At 62.2% G+C, this 20,945-nt stretch carries 21 protein-coding genes; 14 read left to right on the top strand and 7 right to left on the bottom strand.

The features are described 5' to 3' along the window. Positions 1-57: 57 nt before the first annotated feature. Positions 58-288 (top strand): CopG family ribbon-helix-helix protein, encoded by a 231-nt coding sequence (locus BS629_RS16930; protein ID WP_018446685.1) that lies wholly within the window; start codon positions 58-60, stop codon positions 286-288. Between the two features lie 112 nt (positions 289-400). Here BS629_RS16930 and BS629_RS16925 read toward each other — a convergent pair whose 3' ends face one another. Continuing rightward, positions 401-2,257, bottom strand: a complete 1,857-nt coding sequence (locus BS629_RS16925; RefSeq protein WP_018243051.1) for an ABC transporter ATP-binding protein — start codon at positions 2,255-2,257, stop codon at positions 401-403. Positions 2,258-2,643: 386 nt separating this feature from the next. On the opposite strand from BS629_RS16925, the gene BS629_RS16920 reads away from it, so the two are divergent. Together BS629_RS16920 and BS629_RS16915 are read left to right on the top strand one after the other, a co-directional pair. Further along, the gene (locus tag BS629_RS16920; protein ID WP_018243052.1) at positions 2,644-3,105 is read left to right on the top strand and encodes a tRNA (cytidine(34)-2'-O)-methyltransferase; all 462 of its coding nucleotides are present in this window, start codon (positions 2,644-2,646) and stop codon (positions 3,103-3,105) included. A 216-nt stretch (positions 3,106-3,321) separates the two neighbouring features. Continuing rightward, a complete protein-coding gene (locus tag BS629_RS16915) occupies positions 3,322-4,968 on the top strand; it encodes a Na/Pi cotransporter family protein (RefSeq protein ID WP_018243053.1) in 1,647 nt (548 codons plus the stop codon). A gap of 3 nt (positions 4,969-4,971) precedes the next feature. Here BS629_RS16915 and BS629_RS16910 read toward each other — a convergent pair whose 3' ends face one another. Then, positions 4,972-5,232 carry a hypothetical protein gene (locus BS629_RS16910; RefSeq protein ID WP_018243054.1) on the bottom strand — a complete coding sequence of 87 codons (261 nt, stop codon included), beginning with the start codon at positions 5,230-5,232 and terminating at the stop codon, positions 4,972-4,974. Positions 5,233-5,410: 178 nt separating this feature from the next. Here BS629_RS16910 and hemF point away from each other — a divergent pair, with 178 nt between their 5' ends. From hemF to BS629_RS16895, 3 genes are all read left to right on the top strand, one after another. After that, positions 5,411-6,322, top strand: a complete 912-nt coding sequence (hemF, locus tag BS629_RS16905; RefSeq protein WP_018243055.1) for an oxygen-dependent coproporphyrinogen oxidase — start codon at positions 5,411-5,413, stop codon at positions 6,320-6,322. A gap of 102 nt (positions 6,323-6,424) precedes the next feature. Continuing rightward, a complete protein-coding gene (locus BS629_RS16900; RefSeq protein WP_018243056.1) occupies positions 6,425-6,694 on the top strand; it encodes a hypothetical protein in 270 nt (89 codons plus the stop codon). Positions 6,695-6,808: 114 nt separating this feature from the next. Beyond that, positions 6,809-6,994: a DUF1059 domain-containing protein gene (locus BS629_RS16895; RefSeq protein ID WP_003561358.1), complete on the top strand. Its 186-nt coding sequence runs from the start codon at positions 6,809-6,811 to the stop codon at positions 6,992-6,994. On the opposite strand, the gene BS629_RS16890 is transcribed toward BS629_RS16895, so the two are convergent. Genes BS629_RS16890 through BS629_RS16880 form a run of 3 tightly spaced genes read right to left on the bottom strand, consistent with a single transcriptional unit; the run spans position 6,995 to position 9,515 of the window. Next, entirely contained in the window at positions 6,995-8,248 is a 1,254-nt protein-coding gene (locus BS629_RS16890) for a CCA tRNA nucleotidyltransferase (RefSeq protein WP_018243057.1), read from the bottom strand. Next, positions 8,245-8,895 carry a CoA pyrophosphatase gene (locus BS629_RS16885; RefSeq protein WP_018243058.1) on the bottom strand — a complete coding sequence of 217 codons (651 nt, stop codon included), beginning with the start codon at positions 8,893-8,895 and terminating at the stop codon, positions 8,245-8,247. The genes BS629_RS16890 and BS629_RS16885 overlap by 4 nt, the downstream gene beginning before the upstream one ends. Beyond that, positions 8,892-9,515, bottom strand: a complete 624-nt coding sequence (locus BS629_RS16880; RefSeq protein WP_018243059.1) for a DUF1285 domain-containing protein — start codon at positions 9,513-9,515, stop codon at positions 8,892-8,894. Before BS629_RS16880 ends, BS629_RS16885 begins: the two co-directional genes overlap by 4 nt. A gap of 158 nt (positions 9,516-9,673) precedes the next feature. Here BS629_RS16880 and BS629_RS16875 point away from each other — a divergent pair, with 158 nt between their 5' ends. From BS629_RS16875 to BS629_RS16855, 5 genes are read left to right on the top strand one after another with little or no spacing between them, the layout of a single operon-like run. Then, positions 9,674-10,684: an AAA family ATPase gene (locus BS629_RS16875; RefSeq protein ID WP_003541786.1), complete on the top strand. Its 1,011-nt coding sequence runs from the start codon at positions 9,674-9,676 to the stop codon at positions 10,682-10,684. A 13-nt stretch (positions 10,685-10,697) separates the two neighbouring features. Further along, the gene (locus BS629_RS16870) at positions 10,698-11,618 is read left to right on the top strand and encodes a DUF58 domain-containing protein (RefSeq protein ID WP_018243060.1); all 921 of its coding nucleotides are present in this window, start codon (positions 10,698-10,700) and stop codon (positions 11,616-11,618) included. Next, positions 11,615-14,428, top strand: a complete 2,814-nt coding sequence (locus tag BS629_RS16865; RefSeq protein WP_018243061.1) for a DUF4159 domain-containing protein — start codon at positions 11,615-11,617, stop codon at positions 14,426-14,428. Before BS629_RS16870 ends, BS629_RS16865 begins: the two co-directional genes overlap by 4 nt. A 1-nt stretch (position 14,429) precedes the next feature. Then, positions 14,430-16,499, top strand: a complete 2,070-nt coding sequence (locus BS629_RS16860; protein ID WP_018243062.1) for a membrane protein — start codon at positions 14,430-14,432, stop codon at positions 16,497-16,499. Positions 16,500-16,503: 4 nt separating this feature from the next. Then, positions 16,504-16,920, top strand: coding sequence for a GNAT family N-acetyltransferase (locus BS629_RS16855; protein WP_018243063.1), 417 nt, complete (start codon positions 16,504-16,506; stop codon positions 16,918-16,920). Between the two features lie 60 nt (positions 16,921-16,980). On the opposite strand, the gene BS629_RS16850 is transcribed toward BS629_RS16855, so the two are convergent. Continuing rightward, on the bottom strand, positions 16,981-17,544 hold the full coding sequence (locus BS629_RS16850; RefSeq protein WP_077988344.1) for a GNAT family N-acetyltransferase: 564 nt from the start codon (positions 17,542-17,544) through the stop codon (positions 16,981-16,983). A gap of 194 nt (positions 17,545-17,738) precedes the next feature. Between BS629_RS16850 and BS629_RS16845 the strand changes: the two genes are divergently transcribed. Beyond that, positions 17,739-18,725: a glutathione S-transferase family protein gene (locus BS629_RS16845; protein ID WP_018243065.1), complete on the top strand. Its 987-nt coding sequence runs from the start codon at positions 17,739-17,741 to the stop codon at positions 18,723-18,725. 6 nt (positions 18,726-18,731) lie between these two features. Here BS629_RS16845 and BS629_RS16840 read toward each other — a convergent pair whose 3' ends face one another. Further along, positions 18,732-19,208 (bottom strand): NUDIX domain-containing protein, encoded by a 477-nt coding sequence (locus BS629_RS16840; protein WP_018243066.1) that lies wholly within the window; start codon positions 19,206-19,208, stop codon positions 18,732-18,734. A gap of 73 nt (positions 19,209-19,281) precedes the next feature. Here BS629_RS16840 and BS629_RS16835 point away from each other — a divergent pair, with 73 nt between their 5' ends. Together BS629_RS16835 and BS629_RS16830 are read left to right on the top strand one after the other, a co-directional pair. Beyond that, positions 19,282-20,190: a metallophosphoesterase family protein gene (locus tag BS629_RS16835; protein ID WP_032980518.1), complete on the top strand. Its 909-nt coding sequence runs from the start codon at positions 19,282-19,284 to the stop codon at positions 20,188-20,190. Positions 20,191-20,349: 159 nt separating this feature from the next. Continuing rightward, positions 20,350-20,910, top strand: a complete 561-nt coding sequence (locus BS629_RS16830; protein ID WP_018243068.1) for a tetratricopeptide repeat protein — start codon at positions 20,350-20,352, stop codon at positions 20,908-20,910. Positions 20,911-20,945 lie beyond the last annotated feature (35 nt).

Genomic DNA, 20,945 nt, shown 5'->3' with positions numbered 1-20,945 from the left:
GCCCCCGAACTGGTCACAATCTCACGTTACGATCGCGGTTTACCGGAGACCACTTCCATGGAAACGAAAATGCTCGATGTGCATGTTCCGCTTCCGCTTGCAGAAAGGCTGGATGCCCTGGCATTCGCCCTGGGGTTGCCGCGCGACGAGATCATCGCCGAGGCCATCACCACCTGGATCGATCAGGAGGAGCACCGCCGCCTTGTCGCCCTGCGCACGATCGCGGCTGTCAACACCATGGTCGTCGTCGAGCATCACCGCGTGATCGATTGGGCCGACAGCCTTTGAACGGATAAGAGGCAAACGGAGTCAGTTCTTCAGCAACCGTCCGGCAAGCTTATAGCCATCCTAAGAATTCAAGAGGCCCTCCCCGCTTTCGCAGGGAGGGCCCCATTGCATCTTATTGCGCCGCCACTTCCGCTTCCTCGGCGTGATCGGAGAGGAAGCCACCGGACTGGCGGTTCCAGAGGTCGGCATATATGCCGCCTCCTTCGACCAGCTCGATATGCGAGCCGGCCTCGATGATCCGGCCTTTGTCGAGCACGATCAGCCGGTCCATCTCCGTCAGCGTCGAAAGCCGGTGGGCGATCGCGATCACCGTCTTGCCCTCCATCAGGGCGAAGAGGTTTTCCTGGATCGCGGCCTCGACTTCCGAATCGAGCGCCGAGGTCGCCTCGTCGAGTACCAGGATCGGCGCGTCCTTCAGGAAGACGCGGGCGATCGCGACACGCTGCCGCTGGCCGCCGGACAACTTGACGCCGCGTTCGCCGACCTGTGCGTCGAGCCCCGCGCGGCCCTGCATGTCGACGAGACCTTCGATGAACTCCCAGGCATTGGCGCGTTTGGCGGCCTCGATCACCTCGTCGTCCGTTGCTTCGGGACGACCATAAGCAATGTTGTCGCGGATCGAGCGATGCAGCAGCGAGGTGTCCTGCGTCACCACGCCGATCAGCGAGCGCAGGCTTTCCTGCGAGACGCCGGCGATGTCCTGCCCGTCGATGGTGATGCGACCGGCCTCCAGATCGTAGAAGCGCAGCAGCAGGTTCATCAGCGTCGTCTTGCCGGCACCGGAACGGCCGACCAGGCCGACCTTCTCCCCCGCCTTGATGTCGAGCGACAGATTGTCGATGACGCCCTTGCTCTTGCCGTAGTGGAAGCGGATGCGGTCGTAATGGATCGCGCCCTTCTTCGCCGTCAAGGTGGGTGCACCCGGCTTGTCGACGATGTCGTGCTGTTTGCTCATCATCTCCATGCCGTCATAGACCGTGCCGATATTCTCGAACAGCGCCGAGACCTCCCACATGATCCATTGCGACATGCCGTTGACGCGCATGGCAAGACCGATGGCGATGGCGATGGCGCCAACCGAGATCGCGCCGTTCAGCCAGAACCAGATCGACAGGCCCGAGATGACGAAGAGTGCAACACAGTTGTTCACGTAGACGCAAATATGAAAGAGCGTCACTTTGCGCATCTGCTTGTGCACGGTCTGCAGGAACTCGTCCATGCCCTCCTTGGCATAGACCTCCTCGCGGCCCGCATGCGAAAACAGCTTGACGGTCGCGATATTCGTATAGCTGTCGACCACGCGCCCCGTCATCATCGAGCGCGCATCCGCCTGCGCCGCCGCGATCTTGCGAAGCCGCGGCACGAAATAGGCGACGATGCTGATATAGACCGCGAGCCAGACGAGGATCGGGATCATCAGCCGCCAGTCGGCCGCTGCGATAACGATGATCATCGTCAGGAAGTAGGTGACGACATAAACGAAGACGTCGAGGATCTTCATCACCGTCTCGCGCACGGCAAGCGACGTCTGCATCACTTTGGTCGCGACACGTCCGGCAAACTCGTTGGCGAAGAACGACATGCTGTGGCGCAGCAGGAAGCGGTGCATCTGCCAGCGTGCGATCATCGGATAATTGCCGAGCATCATCTGATGCATGATGAGCGAATCGAGCCCGGCCGTCAGCGGCAGGCCGACCAGCACCAGCGCCGCCATCCAGAAAAGCTTGTGGCCTTCTCTCTCCAGGAATGTGGCGCGGTCGGCATTGGTCAGCCAGTCGACGATGTCGCCGAGGAACTGGAAGAGCGCCACTTCGCCGATCGCGATCAGCGCGGTCAGCACGGCCATCAGGCCGAGCCAGGGCGCAGCCGGTTTGCTGTAGTGCCAGCAAAAGGCAAAAAGACCTTTCGGCGGGGCGACAGGGTCCTCGCTTGGAAAGGGATTGAGTCGCTGTTCGAACCAGCCAAACATGAAATTGCTCCGAAACGTCACCGTTCCGGCTCCCGGCTTCGCGCCATCCCAGCGCACTGCAAGCACATATGGGAACCGAACGTTCAAGGGGCGAGGCTGAGACAGCCGCACAATGGATCAAAAAAGGAAATTCAGGGAAGAAATCCGCACTATCGGCGGAAAATCGCACCGCTTGGCATCACGGCCTGGACGCGCACATACAGCAAAATATTCATTCTGGCGCTCCTTGCTGGCGATTAAAGATATGCACCGATAACGCGAAAACGAGGAATTTTCCAGCCCTGTTCTGCCGAAAAATTCATCTTTTCGGGTCCAAACGCGCCATGTTGCGTCGAAATCACAGTTGCATTAGGCCTTTTGTGGTGAAAGCGGGAAGATGGCGCATCATGACTTCACTCAGACTGGCACTCTACCAGCCGGATATTCCCGGCAATACCGGCACGATCCTGCGTCTTGCCGCCTGCCTTGGTTTCGCGGTCGATCTGATCGAGCCCGCCGGCTTCGACATCTCCGACCGCAACTTGAAACGGGCCGGTATGGATTATATTGCCGCCGCCGCCCTCACCCGCCATGTCAGCTGGGACCGCTTCGAGGCATGGCGTCTGACCACCGGCCGCCGCCTGATCCTCGCCTCGACCAAAGCTGCGGAGCGCTATACCGATCTTGCCTTTCGCCCGGACGATATCCTGCTCTTCGGTCGCGAAAGCGCCGGCGTGCCGGATCAGGTGCATGAGAGGGCCGACGCCCGCATTCTGATCCCGATGCTCGAAGGCCAGCGCTCGATCAACGTCGCCGTCTCGGCCGCCATGATCGTCGGCGAGGCGATGCGCCAAACCGTCTGGGCCTGACGGACACCGACGCCGAGGGAGCAAAGCCCGCGGAATTGCCGATCCGCTCCAGACCATGTCGCAAAATAGCGTTGTCTATCTCTCAAACCGGCGTATATTTATTAGCCGGGCAATCAAAAATTCAGTATTGGCCTCCATGATTCCAACACGTTGGAATGGCCATGTGAGGAAAACCGCATTTCTCCAGATCTGTGAAAGAAGAATAAAAACAACAAAATGGACTCTACAATCATCATGATCAACTTGTTCGGCGCCGTGGCTCTGCTGCTGTTCGGCCTCGCGCAGGTGAAGGATGGCGTATCCAGAGCCTTCGGCGCCCGCCTGAGAACGGGGCTGGCGACCGGGACACGCGGCAGTCTTCGTTCCTTCCTGTCGGGCCTCGTTGCAACCGTCGCACTGCAGAGCTCGACGGCAACGGCGCTGATGACTGCTTCCTTCGTCGAGCGTGACCTGATCAAGCCGCGCATGGCGCAGATCGTTCTGCTCGGCGCCAATGTCGGCACCGCGATCACCGCCTGGATCGTGGCAACGGGCATAGAATGGCTCTCTCCTCTTCTCATTCTTGTTGGCATTGTGCTTTACCGCGGCCGTTCAAGCACCAGCCAGGGCGGCGGCACAGCGCTGATCGGTATCGGGCTGATGCTGCTGTCGCTGCACCTCCTCGGTCTTGCGACGGAGCCGATGCGCGCCTCCCCTGCTCTCGCCGCCTTCATCGGCCTGCTGGATGGCGCCCTGCCCGTGGCAATGATCGTCTCGGCAGCACTTGCCTTCGCATCTTCGTCGAGCCTTGCGGTGGTGGTGCTCATCCTGTCGCTCGCCTCGGCCGGCGTCGTCTCCGCCGAACTCGTCATCGTGCTCGTGCTCGGCGCCAATCTCGGCGGCGCAATACCGCCTGTCGTCGCGACATTGTCCGGTCCGGTTTCGGCGCGGCGCGTCACCCTCGGCAATCTCGCCGTCCGCACGCTCGGCTGCCTTATCGCCTTGCCGCTGGCGGGTTATGGGGCGGAACTCATCCAGTTGCTGCCCTTCGGTCCTGCCAAGCTGCCGGTCGATGCGCATCTTGCCTTCAACCTTCTGCTGGCGGCGTTGGCCTGGCCATTCTCCCGGCCGCTCGCCACCCTGATGGCCCGCCTGGTGCCGGATCAGGCCGAGCCTGACAGCGCCCCAAAATATCTGGATGCGCAGGAACTTTCGACGCCGGTCGTGGCCCTGGCCAGCGCTACCCGCGAAGTACTCGGCGTCGGCGACTTGATCGAGCGCATGCTGATCCGGGTCTCCGAAGCCTTCGAGCGTAACGACGCATCGAAGCTTGCCGAGATATCCGCCCTCGAAGAGCGCGTCGACCGACTGCAGCAGGCGGTGAAGGTCTATCTCTCGAAGCTCGGTCGCGAGGGTCTCAGCGACGAGAACGCACGCCGCTCGATCGTCGTCATCGATTATGCGATCAACCTCGAACATATGGGCGACATCATCGAGAAGGGCTTGCTGGAGCAGGTGGCGAAGAAGATCTCCCTCGGCCTGAAATTTTCCGAGGACGGTCATCAGGAACTGCGGAAGCTGTTCGATCTGACGATCGACAATCTGCGCGTCGCTCAGACGATCTTCGTCACCCGTGACTTCAATCTCGCGCGCCAGATGATGGAGGTAAAGGTCGAGGTGCGCCGGATGGAAAAACAGTCTGCCGAGCGCCACCTTGAACGTCTGCGTGACGGCCGCGCCGACAGCCTGCAGACGAGTTCTCTGCATCTCGACATGCTGCGCGACCTGAAGCGCCTCAACGCCCACATCGTCTCGGTGGCGCATCCGATCATGGACGAAAACGGCCTGCTGATCGAAAGCCGTGTGCGGGCGACTACGAAGTGACCGTCAGTCGGCCGAAGGCAGGCGGCGCATGGTGAATTCGATCTGATCGCCGTCGAGCTGACGCCAGCTCTCCACCTCGGTCCAGTAGGCCGCTTTCGGATATTCGTCGAACCATTCGCGCGCCTTGGCGCGTGCGTCCATGAGGCCGAGGCAATATGTCTCACGCACGAAATGGTCTTTCCTGCTCGGGGGATTTTCCGCCCGATGTCTCGCTATCCTGCGCTTCAGGCCGTCGAAGGACGGAGGCCCTGGAACTTTTTTCATCAAACCTACCTCCTCGGAAAAGGTAGTATCGAAATTCTTGATTTGCGAGTCGAATCTTGGAAGCGCTCAGCGGTGCTTGGCCACGCTTGGCGAGATGCAGCACCAACTGCTAATCATGGCGCGCAATCAAGAATGAGCGAGTCGCCTCCGAAGGAGATGTCGACCGTCGGAGGCGTAAATGGAAAGACCGGAACTGCCGATCGGCTTGCCTGACGATATCGAAGAGAAGAAGGCTGCCGCCCGCAGTTGGTTCGAGGGATTGCGCGATACGATCTGCGCCTCCTTCGAGGCCCTCGAGGATGAGTTGGAAGGGCCACTCTCCGACCAGGAGCCCGGCCGCTTCGTCGCCAAGGACTGGTCGCGCGAAAACGGCGCCGGCGGCGGTGGCCGGATGTCGATGATGGAAGGCCGCGTCTTCGAAAAGGTCGGCGTCCATACCTCCACCGTCTACGGCGAATTTGCCCCGGATTTCCGCGCCCAGATACCCGGCGCCAAGGACGATCCGCGTTTCTGGGCCTCGGGCATCTCGCTGATCGCCCATCCCGTGAACCCAAACGTTCCGGCCGTGCACATGAACACTCGCATGGTCGTCACCACCAGCCGCTGGTTCGGTGGCGGGGCCGACCTGACGCCGGTGCTGTCACGCCGCCGCACGCAGGAGGACGAAGACAGCCAGCTCTTCCACAAGGCCATGGAGATCGCCTGCCGCAATCATGCCGTCGCCGATTACGATGCGTACAAAGCCTGGTGCGACGATTATTTCTTCCTGAAACACCGCAACGAGGCCCGAGGCATCGGCGGCATCTTCTACGACTGGCTGCATTCAGGCGAGGAAGCCGGCGGCTGGGACGCCGATTTCGCCTTCACGCGTGATGTCGGCCGGGCCTTCGCCATGGTCTATCCAAAAATCGTCCGCTCCAACTTCAACAAATTGTGGACAGAGGCCGATCGCGACGAACAATTGATCCGCCGGGGCCGCTACGTCGAATTCAATCTGCTGTATGATCGTGGCACGATCTTCGGCCTGAAGACCGGCGGCAACGTTGAATCCATTCTCTCTTCGTTGCCCCCCGTCGTCCGCTGGCCATGAAACTGTGATATCTCGTCGATAAATTCGAGGTGATAGACCTTCACGAAAATTCAGTGCGTCCTAACTTTATAGTATGTGCGTAACAATCGGAGGAGGATTGTCATGACGATACAAAGTGGCTCGCCAGCGTCTACGGATGTCCAGGAAACATCCCGCACGATCGACACATCCGAGTTTCTGACGCGCATCGCCGAGAAACTGCGGACCAAGAGCGGCTCGGATCTGCCGCTGTCCTGCTTCATCGAGCAGGTCAAGCTGCAACTGGCCGGCGGGAAGTCGCCGGAACAGCTGCAGAACGAAGCAGCGGCCGCCAACAGCAACATGCCCGGTCAGCTTTCGGATACCTACAAAGCCTGGGCGATGCCCGACTGATACGGCCTTTACTGGCCGGCATGTCGATGCCGGCCGGAACCTTCCCTCCCCCCGCACATTCATAAATCGCGTAAGATCGCGATCGTCGTTGTGTTTTGAACAGAGGAGAAGACCATGCGACTTTTCGAATGCGGCACTCTCGTTCCGGGCTGCGCCTGGCATACACGGGCGGATAGCGACGCCGAGGTGGTTCGCCGTGCCGTCGAGCACCTGAAAGATGCTCACGGCGAAACCACGATCCGCGAGAACATGGTGGATAATATCAAGGCTCGCATCCGTGACGAAGCGACCGCCGCCTGATTATTGCACGCGTTCCTGCAGCCGGGCGAGCAGCGCCGCCCGGTCGGAAACGAAGTTTTCCTCCACCCACTGGTTTTCCAGGCCGGCAAGCAACTCGCCGACGCGCGGACCGGACGCGATTCCTGCCGAAATCACGTCGCCGCCATTCAGCGGAAACTGCGGTTTCTTCCAGTGCATTGCCTTGTCCAGCAACTTGATAAGCCGCGCCGACCGCGCCATTTCGTCGAAATCGCTTTCAGCCTTGCCGCGCGCAACCGCAAGCGCCAGCTTCAGCCGTGTCGTGATGCCATCGGCACCGTTGCGGTAAAGCAGCCGTTCGAAGGCCGCCGACGACACGTCGTCATTAACAGGCGCTGTCATTGCCCAGGCCTTGAGATAGGCCGCTTCCGCATTCGAGAGCTTGAGCCGGGCTGCGAGCGCCTCCATGCGCGCCGCATCGGGCGGCACGATCGCCGCAAGGCGCAGCAACGGATCGGGCGTCCAGCCGAGCGCCTTTTCGGTGGTGATCAGCGAAGGGATCGCATCGATCCCCCATCGTTCCGATTCCGGGAGGATTTCCGTCAGCACCGCCACCTGCCGCATCCAGAGCAGCGCCCGGCCGGGATCGCCGGCGCCAAGCAGCTTTCGCAGTTCCGACCAGACGCGTTCTGCTGAAAGCGTCGTCAGTTTCGAACGCGCCGCGGAACACGCCTTCAGCCCCTCGGCATCCGGCCGTCCGGAACCGTAATAGGCAAAGAAGCGGAAGAAGCGCAGGATGCGCAAATGATCCTCGGCAATACGCCTTGCGGCATCGCCGATGAAGCGGATGTTGCGCGTCTCGATGTCGGCAAGTCCGCCAACGAGATCCACCACCTCGCCCTCGGCATCGGCATAAAGCGCGTTGATCGTCAGATCCCGCCGTTCGGCATCCGCCCTCCAGTCTGTGCTGAAGGCAACCTTGGCGTGGCGTCCGTCGGTCTCGACGTCGGTGCGAAGCGTCGTCACCTCGAAGGGCTTGCCGTCGATCACGAGCGTCACCGTGCCGTGCTCCAGGCCGGTTGGGACTGCCTTGATGCCGGCCGCCGCCGCCCGCTCCATCACCGCCTCCGGTCTGAGTGTCGTGGCTATGTCGACATCATTGACCGGCAGGCCCATCAGGCTGTTGCGCACCGCCCCGCCAACCACACGCCCTTCCCCGCCATCGGCGCTGAGAAGTGCTAAGATCCGGCCGAGCGCCGGGTCGCGGAACCATGCTTGGTCGGCAAGGCCGGTCATGCATAAAGCCTTTCGTAAAGCGTGCGGACGATGCCGGCGGTGATGCCCCAGATCATTCTGGTTTCATAGGGCACGCGGTAGAAATGCCGGTCGATGCCGTCGATGACACGCCTGTCGCGGGTGTGATTGGCAGGATCCATCAGGAAGGAAAGCGGCACCTCGAACACGTCGTCCACCTCGGTCGGGTTCAGCGTCAGCGCAAAGCCCGGCGTGACGACGCCGAGCACCGGCGTGATGCGAAAGCCCGTCGAGGCAAGGTAATTCGGTAGCCGCCCGACGGTTTCGACGAAGGAACCGGCCAGTCCGATCTCCTCCTCCGTCTCGCGGATCGCCGCCATTTCAGGGGAGATATCGGTGGGATCGATCGAGCCGCCGGGAAAGGCGATCTGCCCGGAATGTTTGCGCAGCGTCGCCGTGCGCTTGGTGAAGATCACATGCGCCTCTTCGCCGTCGTCGACGACGGGCACGAGCACGGCGGCGTCGCGCAGTTTGAAGGTCTCGACCTCGGCGACGATGTCGGGGTTGAGGATATGGTCCCCGTGATCGCGCCAGGCATGGTCGACCGGCCCGCCATTCTGATTGAGCGCGCGGCGGCGGAATTCGGTTGCGGAAAACAGCGGGTAGCGGTGGGTGATCGCATCATTCATCGGCAAAGCGCATCCAGTTCGTCGGCCGGCATGACCGGGAAGACCTCGCCGGCGGAGCAGATCGCAAACATCGCCCGCCCCTCCACGTCGAAAGTCTCGCCGAGCGCGACCAGTTCATACATCACTGCACGCGACACCAGCGCCTCCAGCCGCCCGCGCACATGCAGATAGGGTTTCAATTCGGCGTTGCCGTCCGCAATGGCAAAGCGCAGCCGATGCTCCCCTCCCGCCTCCACGACATCGCCGACATTGGTGCGGAAGGTCAACACCTGTTGACCTTCGCTCTCCGTCACGCTCATCTCCACGGCGATGAACGGAGCGTCGACGACCCTTATCCCGACCTTTTCCACAGGAGTTACGAGATAGGTCTTCTGGTCGTCGTCTTTCCTCAAAACCGTCGAAAACAGCCGCACCAGCGCCGGCCGGCCGATCGGCGTACCCATGTAGAACCAGGTGCCGTCAGCCCGGATTTCCATGTCGATATCGCCGCAGAATGGCGGATTCCACCGTTCGACGGGCGGCAACCCTCGTTTTTTCTCGCCACTTTCCTCAGACGCACGCGAAATCAGTGCGGCAAGTCCCGCCGCATCCGCCTGTCCGCTGATTTCCTCGGCTGCCATTCTTCCGTCCCGGTTTGTCCTTAACGAAGTAAAGTCACGAGATAGTCATTCGCAACGAACTTGTCAGCCCGTCACATCTCCATAACTCTATCGGGTATGAGGCACATGTATAAGTCCGCCGATTCGCTGCCGAATGATTTCAGCCGTTGGAGATACGCATGGGTATGATGAAGACCGAAGCCAGCCTCGATGAAAAGGCGATCGTCGCCGCCGCCGAAAAGGCGCTCTCCGATATTGCCGCCATCCGCGGGGAAGTCTCGAAAGTGATCTTCGGTCAGGAAAGCGTCGTCGAGAACACCATTCTCGCTGTGCTGTCAGGCGGTCATGCCCTGCTCGTTGGCGTTCCCGGTCTTGCCAAGACCAGACTGGTGACGACGCTCGGCGAGGTGCTCGGCCTTGCCGCCAACCGCATCCAGTTCACGCCGGATCTGATGCCCTCGGATATTCTCGGCTCCGAGGTAATGGACCAGGACGACAGTGGACGCCGCTCCTTCCGTTTCGTCAAGGGCCCGGTCTTCGCCCAGCTTCTGATGGCCGACGAGATCAACCGCGCCTCGCCGCGTACCCAGTCGGCCCTTCTGCAATCCATGCAGGAATATCACATCACAATCGCCGGCCAGCGCTATGACCTGCCGGCGCCCTTCCATGTGCTCGCCACCCAGAACCCGCTCGAGCAGGAAGGTACCTATCCTCTGCCCGAAGCCCAGCTCGACCGCTTTCTGCTGCAGGTCGACGTCAACTACCCCGAACTCGCCGCCGAGCGCCAGATCCTGCTCGAGACGACGGGCTTGGGCGAAACCCGGCCGGAAGCCGTCATCGATGCGCAGCGGCTGATCGAGATCCAGACCCTGGTGCGCCAGATGCCGGTGAGCGACACGGTCGTCGATGCCATCCTGGCGCTGGTGCGTTCCGCCCGCCCCGGACAGGGCAATGCCTCGACCGACAAGAACGTCGCCTGGGGTCCAGGCCCGCGCGCCGGCCAGGCAATGATGCTCTGCGCACGCGCCCGCGCGCTCTACGAAGGCCGTCTCGCACCGTCTCTGGACGATATCTTCGCGCTCGCCGAACCCATTCTCCAGCACCGCATGGCGCTGACCTTCGCCGCCCGCGCCGAAGGCATGTCGGTGCGTGATGTCATCGCCGGACTGGTCAAGCAGGCAAAGGGATAAGGAAGCCGGACGCGTGGCATCTATCGGACAGATCGTCAATCCGACACCCGGCAGCGATGCCCTTTCTCGCGCCAGGCAGCGGGCCGCCCTGGTGCCGGACTGCCTGGTGGAAGCCAAGCGCATCGCCAACACAGTGATCGCCGGCTGGCATGGTCGCCGCAAGCGCGGCATCGGAGAGAATTTCTGGCAGTTCCGTCCCTATGCCGAGGGCGAGAGCCTGTCGCGCATCGATTGGCGCCGCTCCGCCCGCGACGACCACACCTATGTGCGCGAGCGCGAATGGGAGGCGGCGCACACGATCTGGCTCTGGTGCGACATGTCGCCCTCGATGATGTACAAGTCGAGCTATGGCAACGTGTCCAAGGAAAGCCGCGCGCTGGTCATCATGCTGGCGCTTGCCGAAATCCTCGCCCGCTCCGGCGAGCGCATCGGCTGCCCCGGCATCATGGAACCCGCCTCCGCCCGCAACGCCGCCGAACGCCTCGCAGCCGCGCTCATGCACACGCCGCTGACCGGCGGCCTGCCGGAAACGGCGATGATCCGCGGCTGGAGCGACCTCGTCCTTATCGGCGATTTCCTCGACGATGCGCCGGCAATCATGGAACGGCTCGGCCCGCTCGCCCGCCGCGGCCTGCGTGGCCACGTGGTCGAGATATCAGACCCCGCCGAAGAGATATTCCCCTATAGCGGCCGCACCGAATTCACCGATCCGGAGAGCGGCGCCAGGCTCGTTTCCGGCCGCGCCGAACACATCCGCGAGGCCTATCGCAACGCCTACCTCGCCCGCAGGGACAGCCTCGGACAGTCGCTGCGCCATCTCGGCTGGACCTTCGCGACCCATCGCACCGATCATCTTGCTTCGGAAGCACTGGTCGCGGTGCACATGTATCTGTCCGGCATGCCGGCCAAGGCAACGCATGGAGGGCAGCTATGAGCGCCCTTCCCTTCGCTTTCGCCTATCCCGCCATTCTCGGCGCGCTCGTTGCCTTGCCGGTCATCTGGTGGCTGCTGCGGCTGACGCCGCCACGTCCGAAGACCGAGGTCTTCCCGCCGCTGAAGATCCTGGCCTTGGTGTTGAAGCGCGAGGAGACGCCGGCGCAAAGCCCTTGGTGGCTGACGCTGCTGCGCATGCTGCTCGCCGCCACCATCATCCTTGCGATCGCCGATCCGGTTTTCAATCCGCGCACCAGTTCGCTCGCATCAGGTGGCCCGCTCGTCCTCCTCGTCGATAACAGCTGGGCGGCGGCACCCGACTGGGAGCGCCGCATCCAGACCGCCGACGCGTTGATAGACGATGCCGAATCCGCCGGCACACCCGTGTCTATCGCTTTCACCGCCGATCCGACCAACGACGCCGTGCCCGGCACCGCCGCTGCCGCTCGCGACAAGCTGCGCGCTGCCGAGCCGCGACCGCTGGTACCGGACCGTGAGCGCGCCTTCCAGGCGCTGCGCGCCGCCCTGAACGGCATAAAGCCCGGCACCCTCGCCTTCCTGACCGACGGTGCCGCCGCCAAGGCCGACGACACGACGGTGCGCAGGCTGGCCGAACTCCAGCCCGCTGATCTGCGCCTGATTGAGGGCGATGCCGCAAGGACGGTCGCGATCACCGCGGCCAACAATGCGGCTGATGCCATGGCCGTCAAGGTCACTCGACTCAACACCTCGCAGGCCGCATCCGTGGCGCTGAACGCCGTCGATAGCCAGGGTCGCTCGATTGCCAATGGCAGGGTGGATTTCCGCCCCGGCCAGAGTGTTGCGACAAGTTCGATCACAGCACCCTTCGAGATGCGCAACGATTTCGCGCGCGTCAGCGTCGACAATGGCGCGACGGCCGGCGCGGTCCATCTTCTCGACGACGCGTTCAAGCGTCGCCGTGTCGTCTTGCTGTCAGGCGAAGGAGGGGATGAGTTCCAGCCGCTGCTCTCGCCGCTCTATTATATCCAGCGGGCACTGCAGCCCTATGCGGATCTGATCCAGCCCGCCGATTCCGATCTCTCGGTCGCGATACCAAAACTTCTCGCCAACAATCCCTCCATCATCATCATGGCCGATATCGGCCGGCTGCCGGAGGAGACCTACGAACCTCTGACGCGCTGGATATCGAATGGCGGCATGCTCCTGCGTTTTGCCGGCCCGCGCATGGCGGCGGCTCCCGCAGACGATCCGCTGATCCCTGTCATCCTGCGCCAGGGAGAACGGGCGCTGGGCGGCACATTGTCTTGGAGCGAGCCGCAGTCGCTTGCCGAATTTCCGAGTTTCGGGCCTTTTGCCGGCATAGCGCGCCCTGCCGATGTCGTCGTCAAGCGGCAGGTGCTTGCCGAACCGACGCCCGATCTTGCCGAGCGCACCTGGGCTAGCCTGGCTGACGGCACGCCGCTCGTCACGATGAAGCAGATCGCATCCGGCCAGATCGTCCTGTTTCATGTCACCGCGGAAGCAACCTGGTCCGATCTGCCGATCTCAGGCACTTTCGTCGACATGCTGCGTCACCTCCTGCAGATATCGCGCTCGGGCGGCGTGACGTCGGAGGCGCGCGGCAATGCGCGTGTCTCCGAAACCCTGCCGCCATTCCGTATGCTGACGGCCAAGGGCACGCTGGTCTCCGAGACGGGTTCGGCGCGGCCGCTCATTCCGCAGGCCGGAGCTGAACCGACGGCGAATTTCGACAACCCGCCCGGGCTCTACGGTTCGGAGGACGGTTTCACTTCCCTGAACGTGCTGCCCGAGAACGCCGAACTGACGCCGCTCGACACGGCAGGGACCAATGCCGTGCGCGAAGGCCTGATCGGCGGCGAAAGCTGGTCGGCAAAACCCGCACTCTTTCTCGCAGCCTTTCTGCTGCTACTGGCCGATGGCCTGATCGTCCTCTTCATGAATGGCGCGTTCTCGCGATTGCGCCCGGCCGTCCGCACCGCAGCGATGATCGCGGTCGCCGTCGGCGCCGGCTTTCTCATGCAGCCCGGCATACTTCACGCCGACGACTCCCAGCCCGGTGACGACCTCATCTTGCAGAGGCTTGATAACACGCACCTCGCCTATGTCGTCACCGGCGAACAGGACGTGGACAATATTTCCGAGCGCGGTCTTGAGGGACTCACCCAGTTCCTGACTTTCCGCACGACGCTGGAGCCGGCACCGCCCGTGGGCATCGACCTCACCAAAGACGAGCTCTCTTTCTATCCGATCATCTACTGGCCGGTTTCCGCAACGGCGCCGATGCCGTCGACCGCGGCAATCAGCCGTATCGACGCCTATATGCGCAACGGCGGCACCGTGCTTTTCGATACGCGCGATCAGATCAGCGCATTGGACAATGGCGGCAATGTCAGCGCTAACGGTGAGAGGCTGCAGGCAATCCTCGCCAATCTCGACATTCCGCCGCTCGAACCGGTACCATCAGACCATGTGCTGACGAAATCCTTCTATCTCCTGTCGAGCTTTCCCGGTCGTTATACCGGCAGCCCTCTCTGGATCGAATCCCGGCAGGGTGGTCAGGGGCCGAGCGAAAAATCGGCGGCAACGGCCGACGGTGTTTCGCCGATCCTGATCACCGGCAATGATTTCGCCGGCGCCTGGGCGATCGATGACAACGGCGTACCGATACTGCCGACCGTGCCGTCGGATGAAACGCAGCGCGAATATGCCTACCGTTCCGGCGTCAACATCATGATGTATATGCTGACCGGCAACTACAAGACCGACCAGGTCCATGTTCCCGACCTCCTCGAACGGTTAGGACAATGAGATGACGTTCGACTTTTCGCCCTTCCTGCCCTGGTCGGTTCTGGCTGCACTTGCCGTCGTCAGCGCTGTTATCGCCGCCTTCGCGATCTGGCGCGGCATTCGCGGCGCCTGGATCAGAACGCTGGCAGCACTCGCCATGCTGACCGCCCTTGCCAATCCTGTGCTCCTGCAGGAAGACCGGGATCAGTTGTCGACGATCGTCCCGGTTCTTGTCGATCGAAGCCAGAGCCAGCAGACGCCCGATCGCGTCAAGATGACCGACGATGCGCTTGCGGCCTTGAAGGGACAGCTCGCCCGCTTCCCCCAGATTGAGCCCCGCTTCGTCGATGTCGAAGGCGACGTCAATTCCGACGTGCCGTCCACGCGCCTGTTCGACGCGCTGTCGGCCAACATCGCCGATGTCCCGCCCGCCCGTATCGGCGGCGCAATCATGCTGACCGACGGTGAGGTCCATGATGTTCCGGCCGCCAATCAGGCGCTCGGTTTCGACGCGCCGATCCATGGCCTCGTAACCGGCAAGGCCAACGAATTCGATCGCCGCATCGAAGTCATCAAGGGGCCGCGCTTCGGCATCGTCAACGAGGAGCAGCAGGTGATCTTGCGCGTCTTCGACGACGGCCCGAGCCCGGGCGGCGCGGCCGATGTCACGGTGAAGCTGAATGGTGACGAGATCGCCACCCTGCAGGCGACACCAGGGCAGGATACGCCCTTCTCCTTCAAGGTGCCGGGTGGCGGCAGCAATGTGCTCGAATTCTCGGTCGCAGCACTTCCTGGCGAAGTCACCACCGCCAACAACCGTGCCGTCCACGTCATCGACGGCATCCGCCAGAATCTCCGCGTCCTGCTTGTCTCCGGTGAGCCGCATGCCGGTGAACGCGCCTGGCGCAACCTGCTGAAATCCGATGCGTCGGTCGATCTCGTCCATTTCACCATCCTGCGTCCTCCGGAAAAGCAGGACGGCACGCCGATCAACGAGCTGTCGCTGATCGCCTTCCCGACGCGTGAACTCTTTGTCGACAAGATCAAGGATTTCGACCTGATCATCTTCGATCGCTACCAGCACCGCGGCGTGCTGCCGCTGCTCTATTACGATTACATCGCGCAATATGTCGACAATGGCGGCGCGCTGCTGATCGCCGCCGGCCCCGAGCACGCCGGCCCCGATTCCATTGCACTGACGCCACTCTCCTCGGTCCTGCCAGCAACGCCCACCGGAGAGATGATCGAAAAGGCCTTCTATCCCCGCCTCTCCGAGGAAGGCCGCAAACATCCCGTCACGCGCGGCCTTGATGGTTCGGGCGAGGAGCCGCCGCATTGGGGCCGATGGTTCCGCAGCGTCGATGTCGACCGGCCGCAGGGCGAGACGATCATGCTCGGCGCCGACAAGCACCCGCTGCTGGTGCTGAACCGCGCCGGCCAGGGCCGCGTCGCCATGCTGCTTTCCGATCAGGGCTGGCTCTGGGCGCGCGGCTTCGAAGGCGGCGGTCCGAACGTTTCGCTCTATCGCCGTATCGCCCATTGGCTGATGAAGGAGCCGGCGCTCGAGGAAGAAGCGCTGACGGCGCGCGCCTCCGGCCGGACCCTTGAGGTCACGCGCCAGACGATCGGCGACAATCCCGGCAACTCCACCGTGCGTTATCCCTCCGGCAAGACCGAAACCCTGCCGCTCACCCAGTCCGAACCGGGCCTCTACAAGGCCGAGAAGAGGATGGACGAGATCGGCCTCTTCGAAATCCGCAACGGCAAGCTGTCGACGCTTGTCCATATCGGCGCCGTCGACGCGCCGGAATTCAAGGCGATGATCTCGACAACCGATGTGCTGCAGCCGGTCGCCGACAGAAGCAAGGGTCTCGTCGCCCGCGTTTCCAATGCAAATGGCGCGATCTCCGTCCCGCCGATCCTGCCGGTGCGCGGCCAGGTTCGCGTCTCCGACAACGATCGCATGATGATCCGCATGACCAGCGAGACGGTCTTGAAGGGCATCAACACGCTGCCGCTCTTTGCCGGGTTCGCTGGCGTCGGCATCCTGCTTCTCGCCTTCGGCGCCATGTGGTGGCGCGAAGGCCGGTAATCTCATGCCGGAATTCGAGCTCACCGCTTCGCCCTCGCCGGAGGAACTAGCAGTGATCACCGATGCGCTCTCGGCCTTCAACAACAGCGATGTCGGCCCCTCGGATCGCCGGCCGCTTGCGGTCCTCATCCGCGACACCGACGGCAAGGTGACGGGCGGTCTTTCCGGCTTTACCGCCTGGGGCTGGCTCTTCACCCAGATGCTCTATATTCCCGATACACTGCGCGGCACCGGTATATCAGGCAATATCCTCGCAAAGGCGGAAGAAGAGGCCAGGGCGCGAGGGTGCCGCGGCGCCTGGATCGACACGTTCAGCCCTCAGGCTCTGCGCGTCTATCTGCGTCAGGGTTATGAGATTTTCGGAGAGCTCAAGGATTTCCCGGAAGGTCGCACGCGCAGCTTCCTCCGGAAAAGCCTCTAGCAGGATGCGAGGATCGAAAGAGTTAGAGGTCCTTTGTGCGTCCGCGCACGGCGCTCTAAATCATTCGCGCCAGGCGATCGTGCCTTTCAGCCGCTCGTGCACGCCCTCGGCGATCGGAACGACGAGCACACGACGGGGATCGACCGGGCCTGGAAAAGAAAGCGCGTTGTAGGCGACCTTCTCGAAGCCGAGCGGTCCGTAATAAGGCGGGTCGCCGACGAGGATGACAGCTTCCGAGCCCTTGCGACTTGCCGCCTCCACTGCGATCCGCACCAGTTCCCGGCCGATGCCCTTGTTCTTGTGAGAGGGACGGACGGCGAGCGGGCCGAGCAGATGGCCCTTCACTGTACCGGCCAGTACCGGCGTCATGCGCACGGAGGCTATCGTCTCGCCGTTATCGGTGCAGATGAAGGAAAGCGACAGGTCATGCGGTCCCTGCTCACGGATGCGCGCGGCAGCGCGCGTGAAGCGGCCTGGACCGAAGGCTTCTTCGTTGATGTGTTCGATGGCGGCGTCATGGGACGCGTCTTCAGTGAGGTAGACGAGATCGTGCTTGTACATGATGACAGAAACCGGATGGACAGATTGATGGGTCTCGAACACGCCTTGGGCGTTCGGGAGCATCAGCGTCGTCGCGGGTTTCTGGAAATGAACATCAAGCAGGGGTCCGAAAATCGTGAAAAGGCCGATAGCAGGAAAAATTTCCGCCGTCCAACGCAAAATGCACGACGTGACGCACTGTTCAATCTTTGCCGCCTGTAAAGCCCTGCCATCTGCGATATCTTCCATTCCAACACGCAATCAAGGGAATGTAGACCATGGGAATGCTGGTGGACGGCGTTTGGCATGACGCCTGGTACGACACGAAGGAGAGCAAGGGCCATTTCAGGCGGCAGCCCTCGCAGTTCCGCAACTGGGTGACATCAGACGGTGAGGCCGGCCCTTCCGGCAGCGGCGGCTTCAAGGCCGAGGCCGAGCGTTACCATCTTTATGTCTCGCTCGCCTGTCCCTGGGCGCATCGCACGCTGATCTTCCGCAAGCTAAAGAAGCTCGAAGAGCTGATCTCGGTCTCCGTCGTCGATCCGCTGATGGTCGAGAACGGCTGGGAATTTAAGGTCGGCGATGGCGCCACCGGCGATCACCTCTTCGGAGCGTCCGCGCTTTGGCAGATCTATGTCAGGGCCGATCCGCACTATTCCGGCCGCGTCACCGTTCCCGTGCTCTGGGACAAGAAGACCGGCACGATCGTCAGCAACGAATCCGCCGAGATCATCCGCATGTTCAACAGCGCCTTCGACGGGCTGACCGGCTCGACAGCTGATTTCTATCCCGAGGACCTTCGGGCCGACATCGATGCACTGAACGCCACCGTCTACGACACCGTCAACAACGGCGTCTACAAAGCGGGCTTTGCCACCACCCAGGAAGCCTATGAGGAAAATGTCGGCAAGCTGTTCGAAACACTCGACACGCTCGACGAACGCCTCGGCAAGGGCCGCTACCTCTTCGGCAACAGATTGACCGAGGCCGACTGGCGCCTATTCACCACGCTGGTGCGCTTCGACCCCGTCTATGTCGGCCATTTCAAGTGCAACATCCGCCGCATCGCCGATTACCGCAACCTGCCCGGCTATCTCAGGGACCTCTACCAGACGGCAGGCGTGGCCGAGACGGTGAACCTGTACCACATCAAGCAGCATTATTACCGCAGCCACAAGACGATCAATCCGACCGGCATCGTCCCCGTCGGTCCGGCGCTCGATCTCGACAGCCCGCATGGCCGCGCCAGGCTAAATGCCGCCTGATACTTCTTACCACCAGTGATCGGGCTCCTGCTCGCCCCGAAGCTCGGCGAGGCGGCGATGCGTCGCCTTGGTCGTGCCCTCGGGCAAGCTGTCGAGGGAAAAGAAGCCGCTGTCGGATATCTCCCAGTCCGGCGGCCGCGGCGCCGTCTGCTCGACGGTCGCCCGATAGAAGACGACATGGTCGCGCCTTGTCGTCGTGGTATTGAAATAGACCTGGATCAGTTGCGGCTTGCCGATGATCCTAAGGTTGCCCTCCTCGCGCAATTCCTTGACAAGCGCTTCCTCGACCGTCTCGTTGCGCTCCAGCCCGCCGCCCGGCATATGCCAGCCGCCGATATAGCTGTGGCGCACGAGAAAGATGCGTCCATCTTCATCGAAACAGGCGGCCCGCACGCCCACGGTCATGCTGCGGACGAAACTGAAATAGACATGCAGCAGGCGCAACGCCAGCCTCGTGTAGAGGGGCCTGTTCTCTTTATCCACTATCGCTCCGTTTCAGCTCTTCATCGCGCCCGATGTGTTTGATTTGTCAATAAGCTGGTCTATGTCTCGTAACATGTTCAAGCTCGCGCATATCTCCGACGTCCACCTTGGGCCGTTGCCCAGTCTTTCCATTCAGGAGCTGTTTTCAAAACGCATAACAGGCTTTGTGAACTGGCATCGAAATCGACGCAAGCACCTTTTCGGCAGCACGTTGGATCTGCTGCTCGACGACATCCGCGCCCATCAGACCGATCACGTGGCCGTCACCGGCGACCTCGTCAATCTGGCGAGCGGCATTGAGATCCGCGCTGCGGCCGCATGGCTGCGCGCGCTCGGCGATCCCGCGAACACGTCAGTCGTTCCCGGCAATCATGACGCCTATGTGCCAGGCGCCTATGAGAAGTCGATGCGCGCGTGGTACGACTATGTCCGCGGCGATCTGGCCCCGCCGCAATGGCAGGACGACCGCCATATCTTCCCCTATCTGCGCGTCCGCGGCAAAGTCGCGATTGTCGGCTGTTCGACGGCGGTCGCCACCCCTCCTTTCGCCGCATCTGGCTTTTTCGGCGCGCGACAGGCCCGCGATACTGTCAACATACTGCGTGCGGCTGGCGAAGCCGGTCTCTTCCGCGTCGTCATGATCCATCACCCGCCGATCCGCGGCGCCACGGCCTTCTACAAACGGATGATCGGCATCCGCCGCTTCGCTGCCGTGATTTCGACGGGCGGCGCCGAACTCGTGCTACACGGCCATACGCACCTGAACACGCTGCATTGGCTGCGCGGCCAGGTGCAGCCAGTGCCGGTCGTCGGCATCGCGTCAGCCTCGCAGGGACCGGGCAGCATCAAGCCGCCCGCCGCCTACAACCTCTTCTCCATCGACGGCTCTCCCGGCGCCTGGGAGCTCAGCGGCGAGCGCTTCAGCCTCAACAGGGCCGGCGACGCGGTGATGCCGGAAAGTGCCAATATTTTCGCACCTTAGCGCCGGGTCCGGACTCTATTTATGCAGCACTTGAATCGATCTGCGAGGAGATCCGGCCACCGCTGCAACATTTGCCGTGGAGGTTGCTTACCCTCTTGGTATTTTTAGTGGTAAGCGTACAATTCGAGCAACTGCATTGCCTGAGAACGGAGCGTGCCGATGACTTCTTCTTTCCGTCACCTGTCCAGACTTTCGCTCGCCGCCGGCTTTGCCTTCGGCTTCGCCACGGCCGCTTTCGCGGTCGGCGACAACAACGATGACACCAATCCGCCGCCGAAGACCCAGACGACCAAGACCTGCACCGGCGGCAAGGTCTGGGACAAGGCCAAGAAGGAATGTGTCAACCCGAAGAAGAGCAGCTTCAACGACGACGATCTCTATAAGTTCGCCCGCGAGTTTGCCTATGCCGGCCAGTATGACAACGCCATCACCGTGCTCAATCTCGCCCGCAACCAGAACGACCCGCGCATCCTGAACTATCTCGGCTACGCCAACCGCAAGGCCGGCCGCATGGAGCTCGGCATGTCCTACTACCGCAAGGCGCTGCAGGCGGATGAGAATTACATCCTCGCTCGCTCCTACATGGGCATGGCGCTGGTGGAACAGGGAGATATCCAGGGCGCCCGCGTCCAGCTGGTCGAAATCCGTGATCGCGGCGGCGAAGGCACCTGGGCCTATCGCGCTCTGCTGCAAAGCTTGAACGGCTACAAGACATATTGACGCAAGCTTTGCGGGCCACAATACGAAAATCCCTT

The organism is Rhizobium leguminosarum bv. viciae USDA 2370 (assembly GCF_002008365.1).
Lineage (GTDB): Bacteria > Pseudomonadota > Alphaproteobacteria > Rhizobiales > Rhizobiaceae > Rhizobium > Rhizobium leguminosarum.
The sequence above is the reverse complement of the archived record's forward strand: the minus strand, read 5'-3'. Positions and strand labels throughout refer to the sequence as shown.

Bases quoted from the DNA above. Each gene is read 5' to 3' on its own strand.
- BS629_RS16930 (WP_018446685.1), top strand. From the start codon at position 58: ATGGAAACGAAAATGCTCGATGTGCATGTTCCGCTTCCGCTTGCAGAA.
- BS629_RS16925 (WP_018243051.1), bottom strand. From the start codon at position 2,257: ATGTTTGGCTGGTTCGAACAGCGACTCAATCCCTTTCCAAGCGAGGAC.
- BS629_RS16920 (WP_018243052.1), top strand. From the start codon at position 2,644: ATGACTTCACTCAGACTGGCACTCTACCAGCCGGATATTCCCGGCAAT.
- BS629_RS16915 (WP_018243053.1), top strand. From the start codon at position 3,322: ATGGACTCTACAATCATCATGATCAACTTGTTCGGCGCCGTGGCTCTG.
- BS629_RS16910 (WP_018243054.1), bottom strand. From the start codon at position 5,232: ATGAAAAAAGTTCCAGGGCCTCCGTCCTTCGACGGCCTGAAGCGCAGG.
- hemF (WP_018243055.1), top strand. From the start codon at position 5,411: ATGGAAAGACCGGAACTGCCGATCGGCTTGCCTGACGATATCGAAGAG.
- BS629_RS16900 (WP_018243056.1), top strand. From the start codon at position 6,425: ATGACGATACAAAGTGGCTCGCCAGCGTCTACGGATGTCCAGGAAACA.
- BS629_RS16895 (WP_003561358.1), top strand. From the start codon at position 6,809: ATGCGACTTTTCGAATGCGGCACTCTCGTTCCGGGCTGCGCCTGGCAT.
- BS629_RS16890 (WP_018243057.1), bottom strand. From the start codon at position 8,248: ATGACCGGCCTTGCCGACCAAGCATGGTTCCGCGACCCGGCGCTCGGC.
- BS629_RS16885 (WP_018243058.1), bottom strand. From the start codon at position 8,895: ATGAATGATGCGATCACCCACCGCTACCCGCTGTTTTCCGCAACCGAA.
- BS629_RS16880 (WP_018243059.1), bottom strand. From the start codon at position 9,515: ATGGCAGCCGAGGAAATCAGCGGACAGGCGGATGCGGCGGGACTTGCC.
- BS629_RS16875 (WP_003541786.1), top strand. From the start codon at position 9,674: ATGGGTATGATGAAGACCGAAGCCAGCCTCGATGAAAAGGCGATCGTC.
- BS629_RS16865 (WP_018243061.1), top strand. From the start codon at position 11,615: ATGAGCGCCCTTCCCTTCGCTTTCGCCTATCCCGCCATTCTCGGCGCG.
- BS629_RS16860 (WP_018243062.1), top strand. From the start codon at position 14,430: ATGACGTTCGACTTTTCGCCCTTCCTGCCCTGGTCGGTTCTGGCTGCA.
- BS629_RS16855 (WP_018243063.1), top strand. From the start codon at position 16,504: ATGCCGGAATTCGAGCTCACCGCTTCGCCCTCGCCGGAGGAACTAGCA.
- BS629_RS16850 (WP_077988344.1), bottom strand. From the start codon at position 17,544: ATGCTCCCGAACGCCCAAGGCGTGTTCGAGACCCATCAATCTGTCCAT.
- BS629_RS16845 (WP_018243065.1), top strand. From the start codon at position 17,739: ATGGGAATGCTGGTGGACGGCGTTTGGCATGACGCCTGGTACGACACG.
- BS629_RS16835 (WP_032980518.1), top strand. From the start codon at position 19,282: ATGTTCAAGCTCGCGCATATCTCCGACGTCCACCTTGGGCCGTTGCCC.
- BS629_RS16830 (WP_018243068.1), top strand. From the start codon at position 20,350: ATGACTTCTTCTTTCCGTCACCTGTCCAGACTTTCGCTCGCCGCCGGC.